Annotated in this window: 13 protein-coding genes; 1 reads left to right on the top strand and 12 read right to left on the bottom strand. The window is 36.1% G+C overall.

The window, feature by feature from the left end; all coding sequences use genetic code 11:
* Positions 1-605 precede the first annotated feature (605 nt).
* The 6 genes from KQI49_RS10580 to KQI49_RS10605 form a co-directional block, all read right to left on the bottom strand.
* The gene (locus KQI49_RS10580) at positions 606-1,517 is read right to left on the bottom strand and encodes a hypothetical protein (RefSeq protein ID WP_216488806.1); all 912 of its coding nucleotides are present in this window, start codon (positions 1,515-1,517) and stop codon (positions 606-608) included.
* A gap of 461 nt (positions 1,518-1,978) precedes the next feature.
* Complete coding sequence (locus KQI49_RS10585) at positions 1,979-2,893, bottom strand: hypothetical protein (RefSeq protein ID WP_216488808.1); 915 nt, start codon at positions 2,891-2,893, stop codon at positions 1,979-1,981.
* A 91-nt stretch (positions 2,894-2,984) separates the two neighbouring features.
* Positions 2,985-3,908, bottom strand: coding sequence for a hypothetical protein (locus KQI49_RS10590; RefSeq protein ID WP_216488810.1), 924 nt, complete (start codon positions 3,906-3,908; stop codon positions 2,985-2,987).
* A gap of 35 nt (positions 3,909-3,943) precedes the next feature.
* Complete coding sequence (locus KQI49_RS10595) at positions 3,944-4,243, bottom strand: hypothetical protein (protein ID WP_216488812.1); 300 nt, start codon at positions 4,241-4,243, stop codon at positions 3,944-3,946.
* A gap of 186 nt (positions 4,244-4,429) precedes the next feature.
* Positions 4,430-5,941, bottom strand: a complete 1,512-nt coding sequence (gene scpC / locus KQI49_RS10600) for a succinyl-CoA:acetate CoA-transferase ScpC (protein ID WP_216488814.1) — start codon at positions 5,939-5,941, stop codon at positions 4,430-4,432.
* Between the two features lie 173 nt (positions 5,942-6,114).
* The gene (locus tag KQI49_RS10605; protein ID WP_216489027.1) at positions 6,115-6,723 is read right to left on the bottom strand and encodes a LytTR family DNA-binding domain-containing protein; all 609 of its coding nucleotides are present in this window, start codon (positions 6,721-6,723) and stop codon (positions 6,115-6,117) included.
* 325 nt (positions 6,724-7,048) lie between these two features.
* On the opposite strand from KQI49_RS10605, the gene KQI49_RS10610 reads away from it, so the two are divergent.
* Positions 7,049-8,260 (top strand): MFS transporter, encoded by a 1,212-nt coding sequence (locus KQI49_RS10610; RefSeq protein ID WP_216488816.1) that lies wholly within the window; start codon positions 7,049-7,051, stop codon positions 8,258-8,260.
* Between the two features lie 298 nt (positions 8,261-8,558).
* Here the strand turns inward: KQI49_RS10610 and cyoE are convergent, their stop codons facing one another.
* The 6 genes from cyoE to KQI49_RS10640 all read right to left on the bottom strand — a co-directional run bounded on the left by cyoE (position 8,559) and on the right by KQI49_RS10640 (position 16,610).
* Complete coding sequence (gene cyoE / locus KQI49_RS10615) at positions 8,559-9,479, bottom strand: heme o synthase (protein WP_216488818.1); 921 nt, start codon at positions 9,477-9,479, stop codon at positions 8,559-8,561.
* Between the two features lie 248 nt (positions 9,480-9,727).
* Positions 9,728-10,768: an FUSC family protein gene (locus tag KQI49_RS10620; protein ID WP_216488825.1), complete on the bottom strand. Its 1,041-nt coding sequence runs from the start codon at positions 10,766-10,768 to the stop codon at positions 9,728-9,730.
* Positions 10,769-11,282: 514 nt separating this feature from the next.
* Positions 11,283-12,875, bottom strand: coding sequence for a glutathione ABC transporter substrate-binding protein (locus KQI49_RS10625; protein ID WP_216488827.1), 1,593 nt, complete (start codon positions 12,873-12,875; stop codon positions 11,283-11,285).
* A 98-nt stretch (positions 12,876-12,973) separates the two neighbouring features.
* A complete protein-coding gene (locus KQI49_RS10630; RefSeq protein WP_371817556.1) occupies positions 12,974-13,633 on the bottom strand; it encodes an HAD family hydrolase in 660 nt (219 codons plus the stop codon).
* A 160-nt stretch (positions 13,634-13,793) separates the two neighbouring features.
* Positions 13,794-15,077 (bottom strand): amidohydrolase, encoded by a 1,284-nt coding sequence (locus KQI49_RS10635; RefSeq protein WP_216488829.1) that lies wholly within the window; start codon positions 15,075-15,077, stop codon positions 13,794-13,796.
* Positions 15,078-15,098: 21 nt separating this feature from the next.
* Positions 15,099-16,610: an AbgT family transporter gene (locus KQI49_RS10640; protein WP_216488831.1), complete on the bottom strand. Its 1,512-nt coding sequence runs from the start codon at positions 16,608-16,610 to the stop codon at positions 15,099-15,101.
* Between the last annotated feature and the right edge of the window lie 600 nt (positions 16,611-17,210).

The raw sequence follows: 17,210 nt of genomic DNA on the forward strand, positions 1-17,210 counted from the left end.
ACATATCTTCCCACAGTTTAAAAAATTAAATACATGGGGTTTATTTGATATGCCAAATTTTTTCAATCAATAAATCCTTATTGAATTTATAAGGTTTAGACTTGACTAATCGTAGGAAAGAGGCTGGGACAAAATTAAGTATTAGTAATTAAAAGACGAACAATTTTAAGCGAGCGTTATTCGCTTCGGAAAAATACTTCGCTTTCCGCAGGCGCTGATGAGCCTCCTCGAGCTACGCTCTGCGGGGTCTCATCTAAGCTTTTCATCCTGCTGGAGTCTACGTATTTTTCCTACGCTGATTTTAAAAGTGTATATTAAAAGAAATATACTTTAATACGTTCGCTTTTACATTAACTAAAATACTTATGTCCCATCCTCTTTTTGTGGAGGGTGATTTTTTTGGGCTTGCGCTAGATAAACGACAAGTTTGAGCGTTTTTTAAGAATTGTGGTCCTCATCGATGTTATGAACGACAACTTTAGAAAAATTTTCAAAAATCATGATCTTTATCAGCGAATATCGGATTTGTTTATATACCTGATAGTGTGATGCGCTAATATTTTTATCAGCCAGCCGAGAATACCCGTGTTTAGTCATGAGATAGTTCAAGAAAAAACCCATACTGTATTCATAAGCTTTTCCAAATTAGCTTTTGCTGTTATATCTACTGTCTTGATATAACGTAATTCATAAATATAACTTTCGATATTAGGAACCTTTTTTTCTAAACCTCCAAGACCTGCCCACTCATCTACGTCCTTTCGGTATTCATTCTCCGCTCTGATAAATCTTTGAGCTGTCGCTTCAGCGGAATCCAAATCGCTTAAAATTTCTCTTATGACATCTTTGTTTTTTAGATACTTGTTGTAATTTGGGTCTTTCAATAGTCTTCTTACAGTATTTCTTGCTAACAATCCATCCTCATGCAAAAGGCCCTCCAACTCATAACTATATTTTAGCCACTTTGAAAAAGTATCTTTAATTTTTTTAGTTAGATCACTTGATAATTTATTAATTTTATGTTGAATTTTCTCTTGGTATATTAATAACTTTCTAGCAAGTTCAATTCTTTGTGTTGTAATGCGAACAATCTCGTTGAAATAAAACAAATGGTATGTCATTGCTTCCATTTCAGCTTCAGTTAATAGAGGCGATAAATCCTCCATTATTTTTTTATATTCAGGGATAATCGGATTATATCGCTTGGCTCCATCCTGTTTTAAATCAGCTTTTAATTTTCTTTTATTAAACTCATAGTTTCCTAACCAAACATAAATCTTAAAGCACTTTCGTGAAATCTCTTCATCTCTAATTAATTCTCCATCTGCATTACAAACAACAAGTTTTTTAGGACTGACTCTATCAATCGGACCAGTTGTCCTTAAAATGCGATAATAATTTCCATCAACCTCAATCGGTAAACTCATATCCGTCATTTGATACCATTTCTTATAAGGTAGAATGGCTTTTTCAAACTTTCCAGTTGCTGGCTTAAAAGTAATATAATGACGTACCAATATGATCGCTCCTTAACGCTGAATTCAAATGTAATACTCTGTTTATCCTGTCTTCTCACACTTAGCATCTATTTAGCATAATTTAAAAAACGAATCCTTGGTGAAAACAGCCAATAATCTTCAATGAATTGATTTGAATTTAATAACTCATTAATGTTTTTTATTAAGAGAGTCTGGATATAAAGATAGTTCTCTTCCTTTTTTAGTGAGATATCTTCTCTATCTTAAAATCATACTTTACTATTGTTTTAATGCACGTCGAAATAATGAAATACTCTTGTACACTTTATAGAAAGACTGATAAATAATCTTACTCCGAAAATTTATGTATATTGTTTTCCATTCTAGTTGTAATAAGCCTTTTATCCACAATCATTTTCTTAGCTATTAGACCTATCTCTTGTTCAAGCACATTTTTTAATATTATTATGTATGTAGGACTGTGTGATTATGAAAGGTTTTTATGAAAACACCCATAATGTGCTCATGAGCTCTTCTAAAGCGGCATTAGCCAATATTTCTGCTGTCTTAGTGTAACGCAGTTCTTTAATATAAATTTCTATACTGGAGACTTCTTTGCCCATCTCTTCTAAATCTATCCATTTCCTAAGTTCTTTACGTTGCTCATTCTCTAATGGTATAAACCGCCTAGCGGTTGCCTCTCCCGAATCTAAATCACTAATAATTTCTCTTGCAATCGCCATATTTCCGATATACTTGTGCTTCTCCGTATTTTTTAATATTCCTCTTACAGTATCTCTTGCTAATAAACCATCCTCATGTAAAAGAGCCTCTAACTCATAACTACATTTTATCCATTTAGAGAAAGTATCTATCACCTTAGTTACTGTAGAATTCGTGATTTCATCTATGTTACCAGGCTGTATTTGCTCTTTATATAACATTAATTTCTCGGCTAGTTCTATCCTTAAAGTAGTAATGCGGACCATCTCTCTAAAGTAAAACAAATGGTATTCCAATGCTTCCATTTCATGCTCATTCAACACAGGTGTTAAATCCTTCATCATTTTCTGATATTCTGGAATAATGGGGTTGTATCGCTTAGCTCCATCTTGCTTTAAGTCAGCTTTTAGTTTTCTCTTATCAAATTCGTAATTTCCTATATAAACATAAAACCGAAAGCATTTTCGTGAAATCTCTTTATCTTTAATTAATTCTCCATCTTCATTACAAACTACAAGTTTCTTTGGACCTAGCCTATCAATCGGTCCTGTCGTTCTTAAAATGCGATAATAATTTCCATCAACCTCAATCGGTAAACTCATATCCGTCACTTGATACCATTTCTTATAAGGTAGAATGGCTTTTTCAAACTTTCCAGTTGCTGGCTTAAAAGTAATATAATGACGTACCAATATGATCGCTCCTTAAAATTGAATCCAAATTCTAACACTATTATGTAATATTAATGCTATCACTATCACACTAAAGATTTGTTAACAAAGATTATGAATGAATTCTAGTCGGTGAAAACAACCAGTAACCTTTAATGAATTCATTTATACTAACTTTCATAAACACCTCAGAACTATTTCTATTCCAAGATTCTTCTAAATAAGTCTCTATGTTGAATTCTCCCTTATTCGGATTTAACCATTTCTTTTCGCGCTCCCATCCTATCTTACCATCGTGAAGAAATCGCGTAACTGCCATTTCTGACTGAAGCATCTCATCCAACATTTCTTTTTTTATCCTTTGATTTGGAAAACAAGATTGGTAGTCTGCGTTCCTTAAAATTTTCCTAACAATATTTCTTGATTTCTTCCCATTTTCTATAATTAACGCCTCGATATAACTTTTATTTAGCTCCCAATGAGCAAGATGTTGTCCCAGCTCATGGATAAGCTGAGAAGAAAAAGCTTTAATTTGATTCTTTTTTATTGGTTCTATATAAGTAGAGAGCCTGTTGGCATCCTTAGCTACTAATTCCGCATAGCGTTTTGTTTCTTCATAGTAATAAAGATGAAATCTCATTGCCACCCGCTCTTGTTCAGTTAATTTAGGAGACACGTTATTCAGCATTTTTCTAAACTCCATAATAAACTCTTGTAATTTCGTAGCTGTATCTTCCTTACTACTTGCAACCATTCCTTCACTGTTCATTTGGAAAGCATCTAAGTAAAAAAAAATCTTTGCGCACTCACATGATACTTCCTTATCTTTAATCAGTTGACCATCCTCATGACATATAACCATTTTTCGTGTATTAATCTTATTAATCAATCCCGTCAACCTTAAAATCCGGTAATATTCCCCATCCACTTCAATCAGTGGACTCATATCCGCTAACTCATACCATTTTTTATATGGCTGAATCGCTTTTTCATATACTCCTGTCACAGGTTTAAAAGTAATAAAACGTTTGCTCATTGTGATTTCTCCTAGCAATCTATCTTTATCGATTTTCAAATTATCCCATTTGTTACTTTATGCATCGCCTTATGCATGCTAAGGATAGATACAATTAACACAACCAATATAATGATATATTGCATGATTGTTTTTAATATTCCTTCTGCCATAAAACTCACTATCCAATTGCCACCAAAGTATATACAAACTGTAGCAAAAGCAATGGTTGCGATAAATATGAGGCTGACACCAAATTTTTGTTTTAATGTTAGTTGCTCAACTATATCTTTATTTGACTTAATAGTATAAATAATTGTACCTATTGCTATTAATAACGTTAAAATACCAGACAAAATAAATTCCTCCAATAAATAATAAACTCTAATTCTAGCATATATACGATCACTATCAGCAAAAAGTTTCACTTCAATTAAAGAAATCAGGGTTCTCTAATAGAGTTCCCTGATTTTACCGGCTTCACGGTCTGCCCACCGCTGCCTTCCACGTAATATTTATATGAAACAAACCCCTTGTCTAAATTAAATCTGTTTCGCAACTTCTCTCATCGTACCTTCTTTTTGAAAATTAATATGCCATGATAACGCTTTTTCAAGCACATGTGGCGTTTGACCTCCGCGTTCAAGTGCTTCGTTATAATAATCCCATAATTGATCACGGTACATTGGATGTGCACAGTTCTCGATAATCAGAGGCACTCGTTCTCTTGGTGCCAGTCCACGTAAATCGGCGTATCCTAGCTCAGTAACGATAACATCAACATCATGCTCGGTGTGATCAACGTGTGAAGCAAATGGCACGACACTTGAAATATCGCCATTTTTTGCAATTGACTTTGTTACGAAAATAGCGAGACGTGAATTTCTAGCAAAGTCACCTGAGCCGCCAATTCCATTCATCATCTTTGTACCCGTGACATGAGTCGAGTTAACGTTTCCATAAATGTCTAGCTCAAGTGCCGTGTTAATGGCAATTAAACCGAGTCGGCGAATAATTTCAGGATGGTTCGATATTTCTTGTGGACGCATGATGATCTTGTCCTTGTATCTATCAAAATCACTGAAAACTTGGTCCATTTTTTCTTCTGATAATGTAATTGAACAACATGAAGCAAAGTCAACTTTACCAGCATCAATTAAATCAAACACCGCATCTTGTAAAACTTCTGAATAAACTTCAAGGTTTTCAAACTCTGAATCAAGCATGCCATGCAAGACGGCATTTGCTACAGAACCAATTCCCGATTGAAGTGGTGCTAATTTTTCAGTTAACCGACCTGCTTCGACTTCACTTCGTAAAAAAGTTAGTAAATGATCGGCCATTATTTTAGTTTCTTCGTCGGGTGCAACGATTGTTGACGGTGAATCGAGTTGATTGGTAAACACAATTCCTTTTACCTTTTGCCAATCAACCTGGATGCCTTCTGTTCCAATGCGGCCATCTGCTTTACTGAGTGGAATTGGCATACGTTCGCCTTGTTTTCCCGGGTTGTATAAATCGTGGATCCCTTGTAATTTTTCAGATTGTGACATATTAATTTCAATAATGATGTGTTCAGCATTTTCAGCAAAGGAAAGAGAGTTTCCAATCGATGTAGTCAGAATGATCTGCCCATCTTCCGTTATGGAAACCGCTTCCAAAATAGCGTAATCAATAGATTCAATCGCATTTGATCTTAATAACTCGGCGGTGTGTGAAAGATGATGGTCAACAAATAAATGACTACCCTCATTTATTTTTTCTCTCATGGTGCGGTCAGCTTGAAATGGTAAACGCTTATTGATAATTCCCACTTCAGCAAATAATTTATCTATATCTGATCCCATTGATGCACCGGTGAAAACGTTGACTTTAAACCTTTCTTGTTCTGCCCTGTCAATCAGCGCCATTGGTACCGCTTTCACGTCGCCCGCACGTGTAAAACCGCTTAACCCCAAAGTCATGCCGTCTTTAATCCATGATGCCGCTTCCCTCGCTGATACCACTCGATCATGTAAACCAGCATCATGAATACGATTATATTGTTTTTCCATGCCATCCCCTCTTTTCTTTCTCTCTTCTCTTATAGCTATTTTAACTTATGAAAATAAGGATGCGGAAAATTGTGTCGGAATTATGAAAAATTTGCTTTAAACATTATAATATTTGTCTATTCCAGAAAATTTCTGTTAATAAGAGCAAATTGATTTGCTGAATTAAAAATCCATTAAAAGCCAAGTAACTTCCTAAAGTAACTTGAATAAGATTGGCTCACAGGTACTTTATCTCCGTTTGTCATTTCTAAGACGAACGTCGAATGTGTATCTGGGAAAATATGTTTGATTTGATTAACATTTGCTATAAACGAGCGGTGACAACGAATGAAGGATTCTTTTGGTAATGAATACTCAAATTCTTGTAGAGTATTATTATGTGACCCAGCTATTTGCTCGGCTATCACATGAGTTTTTCGTTCTTTAACCTCTAAGTAAATAACTTCATTAAAAGGGATTGGTTTCCAGCCGTCACTCGTTTTAACCGTGATCACCGATTTTCCTTCGGTCAAAGCAGGCGATATTGCTAACACACAGCCTTCCACCGTTTCGTTATGATGTATCGGAACAGCCATACCATGATACGGTACTCCAAAAACATCTCTTTCTATAAACTCAGAGACTTTTTGTTCTGTTGTTATCGCTTTATGAGCTAGAGTCCCCTGTTTAATAGGATCACCTGGTTTTATCTTTAAATCGATTCGTTTACTTGGCCGAAAATAAATGTATTCTTCTTGGTTGGATACACCGATGGAAAGTTCATCAGAAAAAAGATCAGACATAACATCAAGTAATGATAAGGTTGTTAACTTATCCAAATTATTCACCCCCCATGAAAGTTATTCTATTATATTTTATAGAAAATAGATACACTAAGCTAACGGATAAAGTGAAACTTCAATCAGCGGGGGTTTGCATACTTCCCCCACTTATAATTCTTGATTCTCATCGAATCTTCTCGTTAAGGGTCTTACAGCCAGTTAACCTGCGATAAAATCATACCGGATTAAAGTTTTGAGTATTCTTACTAGATATCTTTCCAAAAATATTGCACACTATGATAAGGACTTATTTTAAAAGTTATTTTTGTTATAGAAAGGATACATAATGAGCACAAATACACTAGCCTACAGCAAAACAGTTTATCCGATATTATTTATTATTGGTCTTTGCCATTTACTTAACGATTCTCTTCAAGCCGTCATCCCGGCGATGTTTCCTATTTTGGAAAAATCATTAGGACTCACCTTTACACAATTAGGTTTAATTGCTTTTACTTTAAATATGGTCGCATCCGTTATGCAGCCGTTAGTTGGAATGTATACTGATAAATTTCCCAAACCATATGCCTTACCGCTTGGTCTTGCCAGCAGTATGTTTGGCATGCTCGGATTAGCCCTAGCTCCGAACTTCATTACAATTTTAATAAGCGTTGTTTTTATCGGGTTAGGGTCTGCAGTTTTCCATCCTGAAGGATCTCGTGTTGCTTTTCTTGCAGCAGGTCCTCGACGCGGTCTGTCCCAGTCCATATTTCAAGTCGGCGGGAATACCGGACAAGCTTTGGCTCCCGTTATCACAGCTCTAGTGCTCGTACCTCTTGGACAATTCGGAGCTATTTGGTTCACATTGATTGCTGGAATTGCAGTATTATTTTTATCTTATATTGCCAAATGGTACTCAGGGCAAATAGCTGCAATTAAAGAAAGTCAAACTCATGTTAAATCCAACGGAAATAGAGATGCGTCTGTGTCTAAAGCGATAAAATGGGCACTCGTTGTGCTCGTCTTTTTAGTGTTCGCCCGTTCTTGGTATATGAGTGCGATTTCTAACTTTTACGCTTTCTTTGTGATGGATAGCTTTGGCCTGACCATTGCACAAGCACAAATCTATATTTTCACCTTTTTATTTATGGGAGCTGCTGGCACGTTTTTCGGCGGACCATTATCTGACCGGTTTGGCAAACGGAATGTGATCTTAGTTTCGTTTCTTGGCCCGGCACCATTATCATTGTTTTTACCATATGTAGGCCAAGCAGGCTCGATTATCGTTCTAGCGCTTGTCGGTTTTATGCTGATGTCAAGTTTCTCAGTAGCAGTTGTCTACGCTCAGGAACTGGTCCCTGGAAAAATTGGTACGATGTCTGGTTTAATTGTAGGTCTCGGTTTTGGGATGGGGGCTGTCGGTTCAGTGGCTCTAGGATGGTTTATCGATTTATTTGGTATAACAGAAACGATGATAGGAATTTCACTCTTACCATTTCTTGGCCTACTCACTTATCTCCTGCCAACCGATGAAACAGTGTCTGAATGGTATAGTTGACAGTAGAGTGCGTCATTTCATATTCTTAAGAGTTCATATCAGAAGAGTCGTTGTCACGATACGTGAACTCCGCATTTTGAAGTTTATACATCTTGAGAGCCACTATCACGATACGTAACTCCGCATTTTGAAGTTTATACATCTTGAGAGCCACTGTCACGATGCATAACTTCGCATTTGAAAGATTTCATATTATAAGAGGGGCTCTTACAGGGCATGACTACAATTTTGAAAATAATTCTAAGTAGTTGTCAAATAAAAAAACTCTCTTTCAAGATAAGAGAGTTTTTTATATTTCTTATAACGTAAATACAATCATTAACATAAAGAAAGCCATTAAGTAATATAACGATGTTTTGAATACTATATTTGCCCATTTCAGGTCGTCTTTCATATAAAATCCGCTAATCCCCACGGCGAGCCATGCAAGGTTGATAAGTGAAATAATAATCACAAATGGAAGACCAAGTGATGTTAAATACAGTGGCAATGGTAATAAACATGCCATATAAATAACCGTTTGGCGTTTCGTCATTTTAAAACCTTGAACAACTGGTAACATTGGAACACCAGCCGCTTTATACTCATCATAACGTCTCATAGCAATCGCAAATGTATGTGGAATCTGCCAAATAAATAATAGCAAAAACATAATCATCGGTACAACATGAATCGCTGAATCAACAGCTGCCCATCCAATGAGCGGCGTAACTGCTCCTGATAAACTACCTACGATTGTATTCAGTGTATATCTACGTTTCGTCCATAATGTATAAAGAACAACATATGTAAACCAACCTACAAAAGCATATAATGTTGCCTCCATCGAAGTAAACAACAACATAATAAATCCGATGACAGTTGCTCCAATAGAAAGTCCTAATACAACTGGTAAAGAAATATTACCTGTTACCGTAGGACGAGATTGTGTTCGTTTCATTTCAACATCAAGATCTACTTCATACCAATTATTAAACATCAATGCGCCAGCCATGACTAGCGTACTCCCTACTATTGTTAATAGAAAAAGATCTGCATTGGCTGTAATTGAAGTTCCTGTGAAGTGTGTGGCTAACCAAAACCCTGTAAACACAGGTAAAACATTTAATATCAATACAACCATTTTTGTTAACGATTTAACATCTGTTAGTAATCTTGCCAATTTTCCCTTATTCACTTCACTTGTCTCACTTGTTAACAATGAAGATGCCTTCTCCACATTTAACACCCCATATTTGTTTGATCCTATAAAAATATTCGTCATTAATGTCATAATTCAACAATTTTATTATAACATGAAGTTTATGGCGTATCTATAAATGCCTCTTTTATTCACAAAGCCGACACAAAGTCGTCAACCAAGCGATGTGAATTTCTTATTTTACTTTTTCCAAATAAAGTAACTTTATGATGAAACATTTCTAACTGGACAATGCATAACTACTTTACTCCCTCACATCGATAAAACTAAAACTTTTTCTCTTGCCGGCTAATATATTTATCCAACTTTTCAAGTTCAACCATTAATTCTACAACACTGCTAGCCACTGGAAATATTTCAATCCATTTTTCTATTTCCGATTGCTGAAGTTCGCCAATTAAATCATTAATAGTTAAATTCATAGCGGTAAAACTTTCTTGCTGCAGTTCTTTTTGAACTGTTACCTTATCTTCATACGTTAAAATTATATTTTCGTGATATTCAACAATCTTAGCAACTAGTTTTTTGACCAAAAAGGACTGATTCGGGGATATCTCTTCTATCTTATCCAATTTTAGCTCCAAATTTTCAATGAGATCATACTCTAACTCAACTACTCTTAACATCTGTTTAAAGATAACAATATCTCGCATGAAATGAAATCGGTCGTTAATAAACATGCGACTTTTTTCATCATTGATAATACCAAGATAATTACTGATTTCCTTGGTGTCGTCCTTTAAGTCTTTTTCTTTCTTCTTGAGTTCTTTTACTTTCATTGTTTTATTTGGAATAACACGTAGCAGGAAACTTGTTTTATCTAAGGCCTCTTTTATCATGTCATAGAGTAATTTTTGATGATTGGGTGGAAATATTAACGTATTGATAATAAACGCTGAAGAAATCCCAATTCCAATTAACGATAAACGTTGTGTAAGATAAGTGAAATTAATTGTTTCCTCACCTGACATCATAATAATTGCTATCGTTAAGATTGATAAGTTAACAGTTTTAACCCAACCCATTTTTATATTAAATGCAATGGCAAGAATGACCGTGATCCCAATAGACAGGGGGTGTAGACCAATTGTATAAGCTGCAAGCAAAGCAAAGCCAACCCCTATAGCAGTCGAGATTGCTGTCTCTTTGATATACGTAATTGAGCGCATGATTGAAGGCTGCATGGCTACTACGGAAGTGATGACCGCCACCAGACCCATCTCATAATTAAGTAGCTCTGTAACAAGTATTGACAAAGCCACCGCTAGCCCGGTTTTCATCGTTCGAGGACCTATATTAAAATTCATATTTTAACCTCCTGGTAAAGCGAAACCTCAATCAGTAGGGAGGTTTCTTCCATTCCTGACTGACTGTTAGTTGAGCAAAGTCGGACATTTATTGGCAGTCCCCCACTTCTCCTATGTCGCTTCTCCTGAATTTTCGAAAGGAGTATTTCTAGTGGTAGTTAACGGGGGATACAAGGTATAGCCTTATTCATATTAATAGAAGTTGTCCTTATGAACAACATCAACAAAGCCACAATTATCTTCTCGCTATATAATATCATGTCTATGATTTCTCATGAAGAAATATGGTGTACTTTAAATTTAAGCCTTTCTAAACTTTACCCGTTTTAAGTTCATAAAACCTGTAAACTTAAGTACTCATTTTTTGTATAGAAATTAACATCATCCTTAACTCATTGATAATTTACTGGGTTAAGGATGATGTTTGGCTACAATTGTTTCACTATCTCTTTTTCTGTGCGTATTCTTCAATAATTGATTCGATGTTATTTATTGTTCTTTCGAAAATGACAGTTTACTCTTCCAAAGTCACATCTCTTAAGAAAGGAAAACTGCTTGGATATTGAAAGAAACCATGAATATTGTCTCTTAGACCAGCTAGCAACACAGAATGGTAGACTGGAACAATCGGTGCCTCATCAATAATAATCTGCTGTGCTTCAGTATACAGTTCAAGCCGTTCATCCTCATCTATTGTCTTTCTAGCCTCTTCTAGTAATTGATCAACATCATCATTATTAAAAAACGATCTGTTGCCGGAAGCACCAACGTTTTCAGAGTGGAACATCGGATAAAGCCCATAATCAGCATCTAAAGTAACTGTACCCCAGCTTCCCACAAACATATCGACATCACCATTGGCAGTCGCTTCAAGATAAGCGCCTGTTTCCATCATTTCTATATCAAGTTCAATCCCTATCTCACTGAGTTGGTCTTGAGCAATTTCAGCTAAATCTGCTGTAGTACGATCATTAACTAATATAGTGGCATTAAATCCATCTTCATAACCTGCGTTTTCTAATAACTTTTTTGCTTCCTCTTGGTTATAATTAATTGGCTGTAAGTCCTCACTGAAACCAAAGACAGTGGGAGCTAGTGGGCCATTCGCTTGTAATGCTACCCCATCAGTTACACCTTCATTAACAACTTCTTTATCAATCGCCATAGAAACAGCTTGCCTTACCTTTACATCATCAAATGGTTTTTGTTCTGTATTCATGCCTATATATGTCAAACTTGCACTATCTGTTTGTTTGACATATGTTCCCTCATTGGCATCAATTCGTTCTATATCATTAGCATTCACTGGATAAATAATATCTGCTTCTTCTGTTTCAAGTTCAGCAATCCGTGTCATATCTTCTGGTACAACTTTAAACGTTACTGAGTCTACATTCGCTTTGTCTCCCCAATAGTCTTTATTTTTGACGAGTTTAATGTATTCTCCATTAGAACGTTCATCATATTGAAAGTAACCCGTACCAACAGGATTGTCATTCACAGAAGCGAAAGGCTCTTCACCATTATCAATTGCGGCATAATCAGCTTCAATTGATTTTAAACTAATGATATGACCTCCTGGATGAGCTAAATGAAGTGGTAACGCAGAAAATGGATACTTTGTAGTGATATATATTCTATAGTCGTCTTTGACCTCGACAGATTCAATCATATCGAATAAAAAGGCAAGTGATGAGCCAATCTCAGGATCTAATACACGATCTAAATTCGCTTTGACTACATCAGCATTTAATTCTGACCCATCGTGAAATTCCACGTCTTTTCTTATTTTCACTTCCCATACTTTATCTTCTATCTGTTCAATGCTCTCCGCTAATGCCGGTTCTATATTTAAATCTTTATCTAATGCCACCAACGTATCATACATCGCATTCATCACATAAAGTGAATTACCATCATTCGCTGCATGTGGATCCAGCGAAACAGGATCCGATGCTAAATCAACAATTAACTCCCCGCCATATTGATCCTCTTTCTCTTTCGTCTCATTATGTCCATCAACCGAATCAGGCTCCTGTGCACATGCTGCTAAACCAACAATCACAAATATTACTAATGAAAGAAAGCTATACTGATATTTTTTCATCTTTTAGTCTCCTCTTTAAATCATAGTAATATTATAAGATTAATTAGGTTTGTATTATGTGCATATAATTTAACATTTAAGGTATAGTAATACATTTATTACTGAAAGACCCGCCACTGGTACTGATCAGCGATGATTGCCATTTCTTTATTTGGATTCACTACAACTGGATGATTTGCAAATCTAAACAGCGGCAGATCACTTTTGCTATCAGCATAGGCCCAAACAGACGTATCTTCCTCTATACTTTTTGATTTCATCCATTTCTGTATATGCCTTACCTTCTGTTCACCATTGATATATTCATGAATATCTCCAGTACAAATTCCATTTTCATCATATGAAATTTTTGTACTTATAATTGGTACATCCAAGTTCACTTCTTTAATAAATTCCTGTAAAAAAGGATGTAAAGCACCAGATACGATGATAATTTCATCCCCATTCTTCTTATGTTCATGAATTTTTTCAATGAGTGGCCAATTTATATCTGCCTTTCCAATTTCAACAAGTTTTTCAAAAAAATCACCCAGTTCCTGTTCCGTTCTCCCTTTAAAAGATCTTACAAAAGAGAGAAAAAATTGTTTACGTAAGGCCTCTCTCCCTTTTAGTAGACCAGCAAAAGCAGAAATTACCACCCCTTGGCCTACAACTAGCCACTCTTTTATCGTAAATTCTTTTTGTGCTAACTGAAACATTGCATTAAAAGAGTTTCCTTTGTATAATGTTCCATCAAAATCTACTGTAATAACTGTCACGTATATCACCTTTCTACATAACTAAGTAAAAGTATATTTTATTTTGTTATTCATTCTATATTATCATAATCTTCTTATATTTTCTTCACTAACCATAAAAACCCTTAAAAGGTCAATCTACCTTTTAAGGGTTTTAGTAAGAACGTTGAATGCCTCTAGTTCACTGAGTCAATTTAATAATCGAGTTATACAAAATCTCTACAGATGGTAAGAGGGACTCTTCGTTAATATCAAATTTCTCATTATGGTGGCCTGCAGCTAAATCCGTTCCAAAAATACAGTAAGTTGCTAAACCACCATTTTTTTGAACTGCCTCCATAAAGAAAGTGGCATCTTCTGAACCAGCGCTTTCATTACTTTCTAAAACACTTTTTTTGATTATTGGATGCTTGGTCGCACAAGTATGAAGCACCTCGGCTAAATCGCGAGAGCAATCACAAGCTTTTCCTTCTCCAACGACATCGATACTATAATCATTTTGGTACATCGTTGCCGCTCCTTTTACTATTGCTTCCACTTGCTGTTGAACATACTGATTAATAGTAGAAGTTTCACCACGTGTTTCTACTTTTAATTTTGCCACACTCGGAATAATATTTCTCCCTGAGCCTGCATGTATTTCCCCTATATTCACTCGTGTCAAACCACCGGAGTGGCGTGGGATTGAATATATATTTAGTGCCGCTGAGGATGCAGCTAGGAGAGAGTTACGTCCTTGTTCTGGTTCTCCACCAGCGTGAGCAGATCTACCACTAAACGAAATATCTAATTTTGAAGTCGCTAAAAAACCATTATTAGCTGCGGCAAATTCTTTAGACGGGACACCTAAGCCAATATGGAGTGCGATAAAGTAATCGACATCCTTCACGACTCCCGCGTTAACCATCGACTTTGCCCCACGTGTTCCTTCTTCTGCTGGCTGGAAAATTAACTTTATTATTCCGTTAAGACAATCTTTATTTTCGACAATCATTGTTGCAAGCCCAAGCCCCATTGCTGTATGGGCATCATGGCCACAGGCATGCATTTTATTTGGAAGCTTAGAACGAAAACCTTCTTGCACGGGAAAATGGTTATTTTCCTCTGCTTCATGGATGTTTAAAGCATCCATATCAACCCGAATAGCGATGGTGGGACCTTCACGTGATGTATCATAAGTCGCAACAATTCCTGTATAGCCTTCTTCAAAGTACGGGAGATAATTTTCATTTGCACCATTTTCTTTTGCCCATTTGAGATGTTCTCTTGTTTCAACTTCACTCGGCTTGCCCATGCAATCTTGTTCAGACATCACCTTTCTTCCAAGTTGTAAATCAAAACCTAAGTCTGCCAAGGTGGAGGCGACAATTGACGCCGTTCTCATCTCTAAAAAGCCAGTTTCCGGATATTGATGAAAATCACGTCGCCATTCTTTCATTTTTAATGCTAAGTCTTTCTTTGTCATCACTGTTCTCCTAACTAAGTCTTATAGATTTGCCGAAATACCTGGACCAAATGGAATACCAGTATAATAGAAAATTACAATGAGTATAATCCATGTAATTAAAAATGATACAGTATAAGGGATCATTAAAGACATGTATGTTCCAATGTTTGCGTTCTTATCGTATTTCCTCATGAATGAAAGTATGATTACCATATATGGAAATAATGGTGTCATGATGTTCGTCGATGAATCAGCTACACGGTAAGCGACTTGAGTAAACGCTGGGTGATACCCTAGCTGCATAAACATCGGAATAAAAATAGGTGCTTCAATCGCCCATTTGGCAGATCCTGATGTTATTAAAAAGTTCAATAAAGCAGTAAAAATTATATATCCTATAATCAAGCCCATGCCTGTGAAGTTAATACTCGAGAGGAAATCAGCCCCGTTGACTGCTACCCATGTACCTAAATTGGACCAATTAAAATAAGCTATAAACTGTGCAATAGCGAACACAAGGACAATATAACCGCCCATTTCTTTAATAGAGTCTGCCATGTAATTGCTAATATCTTTGCCTGACTTAATTCTCCCTACTGTCATTCCAAAACTCACACCAATAATGATAAAGAATATCAATATAATCGGAACAATCCCATCTAAAAACGGGGACGGTACAATGCCTCCATCGTCATTTCTCAGTGGGCTATTAGGTAGGAAAATAACAACGACGAGCAAAGCAATATATACAATTCCTGCCAATAAAGCATTTATAAAACCTTTTCTGGCATTAGGCAACTCCTCAGTATTATCCTCTTCCACTGCTTCTCCCTCATATTTACCTAGACGAGGCTCAATAAATCTAGTAGTGATAAGTCCTCCAACAACTGTCAACACAAACACCGAGACAATATTGAAAAACCAGTTATCCACTGGTGTTACCGTTATTGTATCATCAATAATAGCTGCCGCTTCAGTAGAAATCCCTGCGAGCAAGGCATCCGTTCCAGCAACAAACAAGTTTGCAGTAAAACCAGCTCCTGCTCCAGCATACCCTGCGGCCAATCCCGCTAGCGGATGTCTACCGATTTTGTAAAATACAATAGCTGCTAACGGGGGGATCAGAACAATCGCCGCATCTGAAGCTAAATTCCCTAAAATACCGACAAATACTACCGTGTACGTGATTAAAACGGGTGGTGATTTTAGTATTGTTTTACGAATGGTGTAATCTAACAATCCTACTCTTTCCGTTAGTCCTATCCCTAACATCATTGCTAGCACAATACCTAACGGAGCAAAGCCTGTAAAGTTCTCTATCATTGACGTTAGAATAAACTGTACCCCTTCACCAGAGACTAAACTTTTTATAGGAGTATCCTCACCTGTTCCGGGATGCACAACACTTGCATCAAACATACTAAAAATCCATGAAATAATAATCATTAAAAAGGCTAAAAACACAAACAAAATAAATGGATCTGGAAGCCTATTCCCTACTCTTTCAACAATGTCTAAAAACCTTTGAAAAATTCCTTTTTTGTCCTTCATACCATCACCTTCTTTTTATTAAATAATTTTAATTCTAGGTGTTGTTACATGAAGTGTAATCTAAATATTCCGTCAACTCTGAGTGTAATTCGAATTATAATGCAACTTGATAAATGTCATCAACCTCCCCCTTATTCGCCTAATAAGAGCCATTTCCTAAATGCAATCTAATTAACCTTTATTGGACTTTAACTCCTTAATAGTGTTAATTGCAATTTTAGTTAATAGAGCTGCCCCTTAGGTAGGACATTTTCATTTATTTTAAAACGTGCATCATGCAAGCTCTTCTGCTCATCTTTATTTTCAATTTCGGTCCCAAGCCAAATAAAAGCTCTTGGAATATTCTCTAAAAACTGGCTAAAGTCTTCTGCGGCTTATGAAGGTGTAATTCAGGTGTAGACTTCTCACCAAACAGACTTTAGGCAGATTTTCGAACGAGACGAGCCCATTTTGGAGTATTAATAGTTGCTGGATAACCATCAAGATAGTCTATATCCACTTCATTATTAAACATCTCGGTAACATGGTGAATAACCTCGAAGAAACGTGCCTTTAATCACTTTTTAATTTTTATATCGTATGTCCGGACAGAACCTTCTA

It is taken from the genome of Virgibacillus sp. MSJ-26 (assembly GCF_018918075.1).
Lineage (GTDB): Bacteria > Bacillota > Bacilli > Bacillales > Amphibacillaceae > MSJ-26.

What these genes read in the sequence shown, in the direction of transcription:
- KQI49_RS10620 (WP_216488825.1), bottom strand. Translation starts at nt 10,768, where the DNA reads ATGAATTTTAATATAGGTCCTCGAACGATGAAAACCGGGCTAGCGGTG.
- KQI49_RS10635 (WP_216488829.1), bottom strand. Translation starts at nt 15,077, where the DNA reads ATGACAAAGAAAGACTTAGCATTAAAAATGAAAGAATGGCGACGTGAT.
- KQI49_RS10590 (WP_216488810.1), bottom strand. Translation starts at nt 3,908, where the DNA reads ATGAGCAAACGTTTTATTACTTTTAAACCTGTGACAGGAGTATATGAA.
- KQI49_RS10610 (WP_216488816.1), top strand. Translation starts at nt 7,049, where the DNA reads ATGAGCACAAATACACTAGCCTACAGCAAAACAGTTTATCCGATATTA.
- KQI49_RS10640 (WP_216488831.1), bottom strand. Translation starts at nt 16,610, where the DNA reads ATGAAGGACAAAAAAGGAATTTTTCAAAGGTTTTTAGACATTGTTGAA.
- scpC (WP_216488814.1), bottom strand. Translation starts at nt 5,941, where the DNA reads ATGGAAAAACAATATAATCGTATTCATGATGCTGGTTTACATGATCGA.
- KQI49_RS10605 (WP_216489027.1), bottom strand. Translation starts at nt 6,723, where the DNA reads ATGTCTGATCTTTTTTCTGATGAACTTTCCATCGGTGTATCCAACCAA.
- KQI49_RS10625 (WP_216488827.1), bottom strand. Translation starts at nt 12,875, where the DNA reads ATGAAAAAATATCAGTATAGCTTTCTTTCATTAGTAATATTTGTGATT.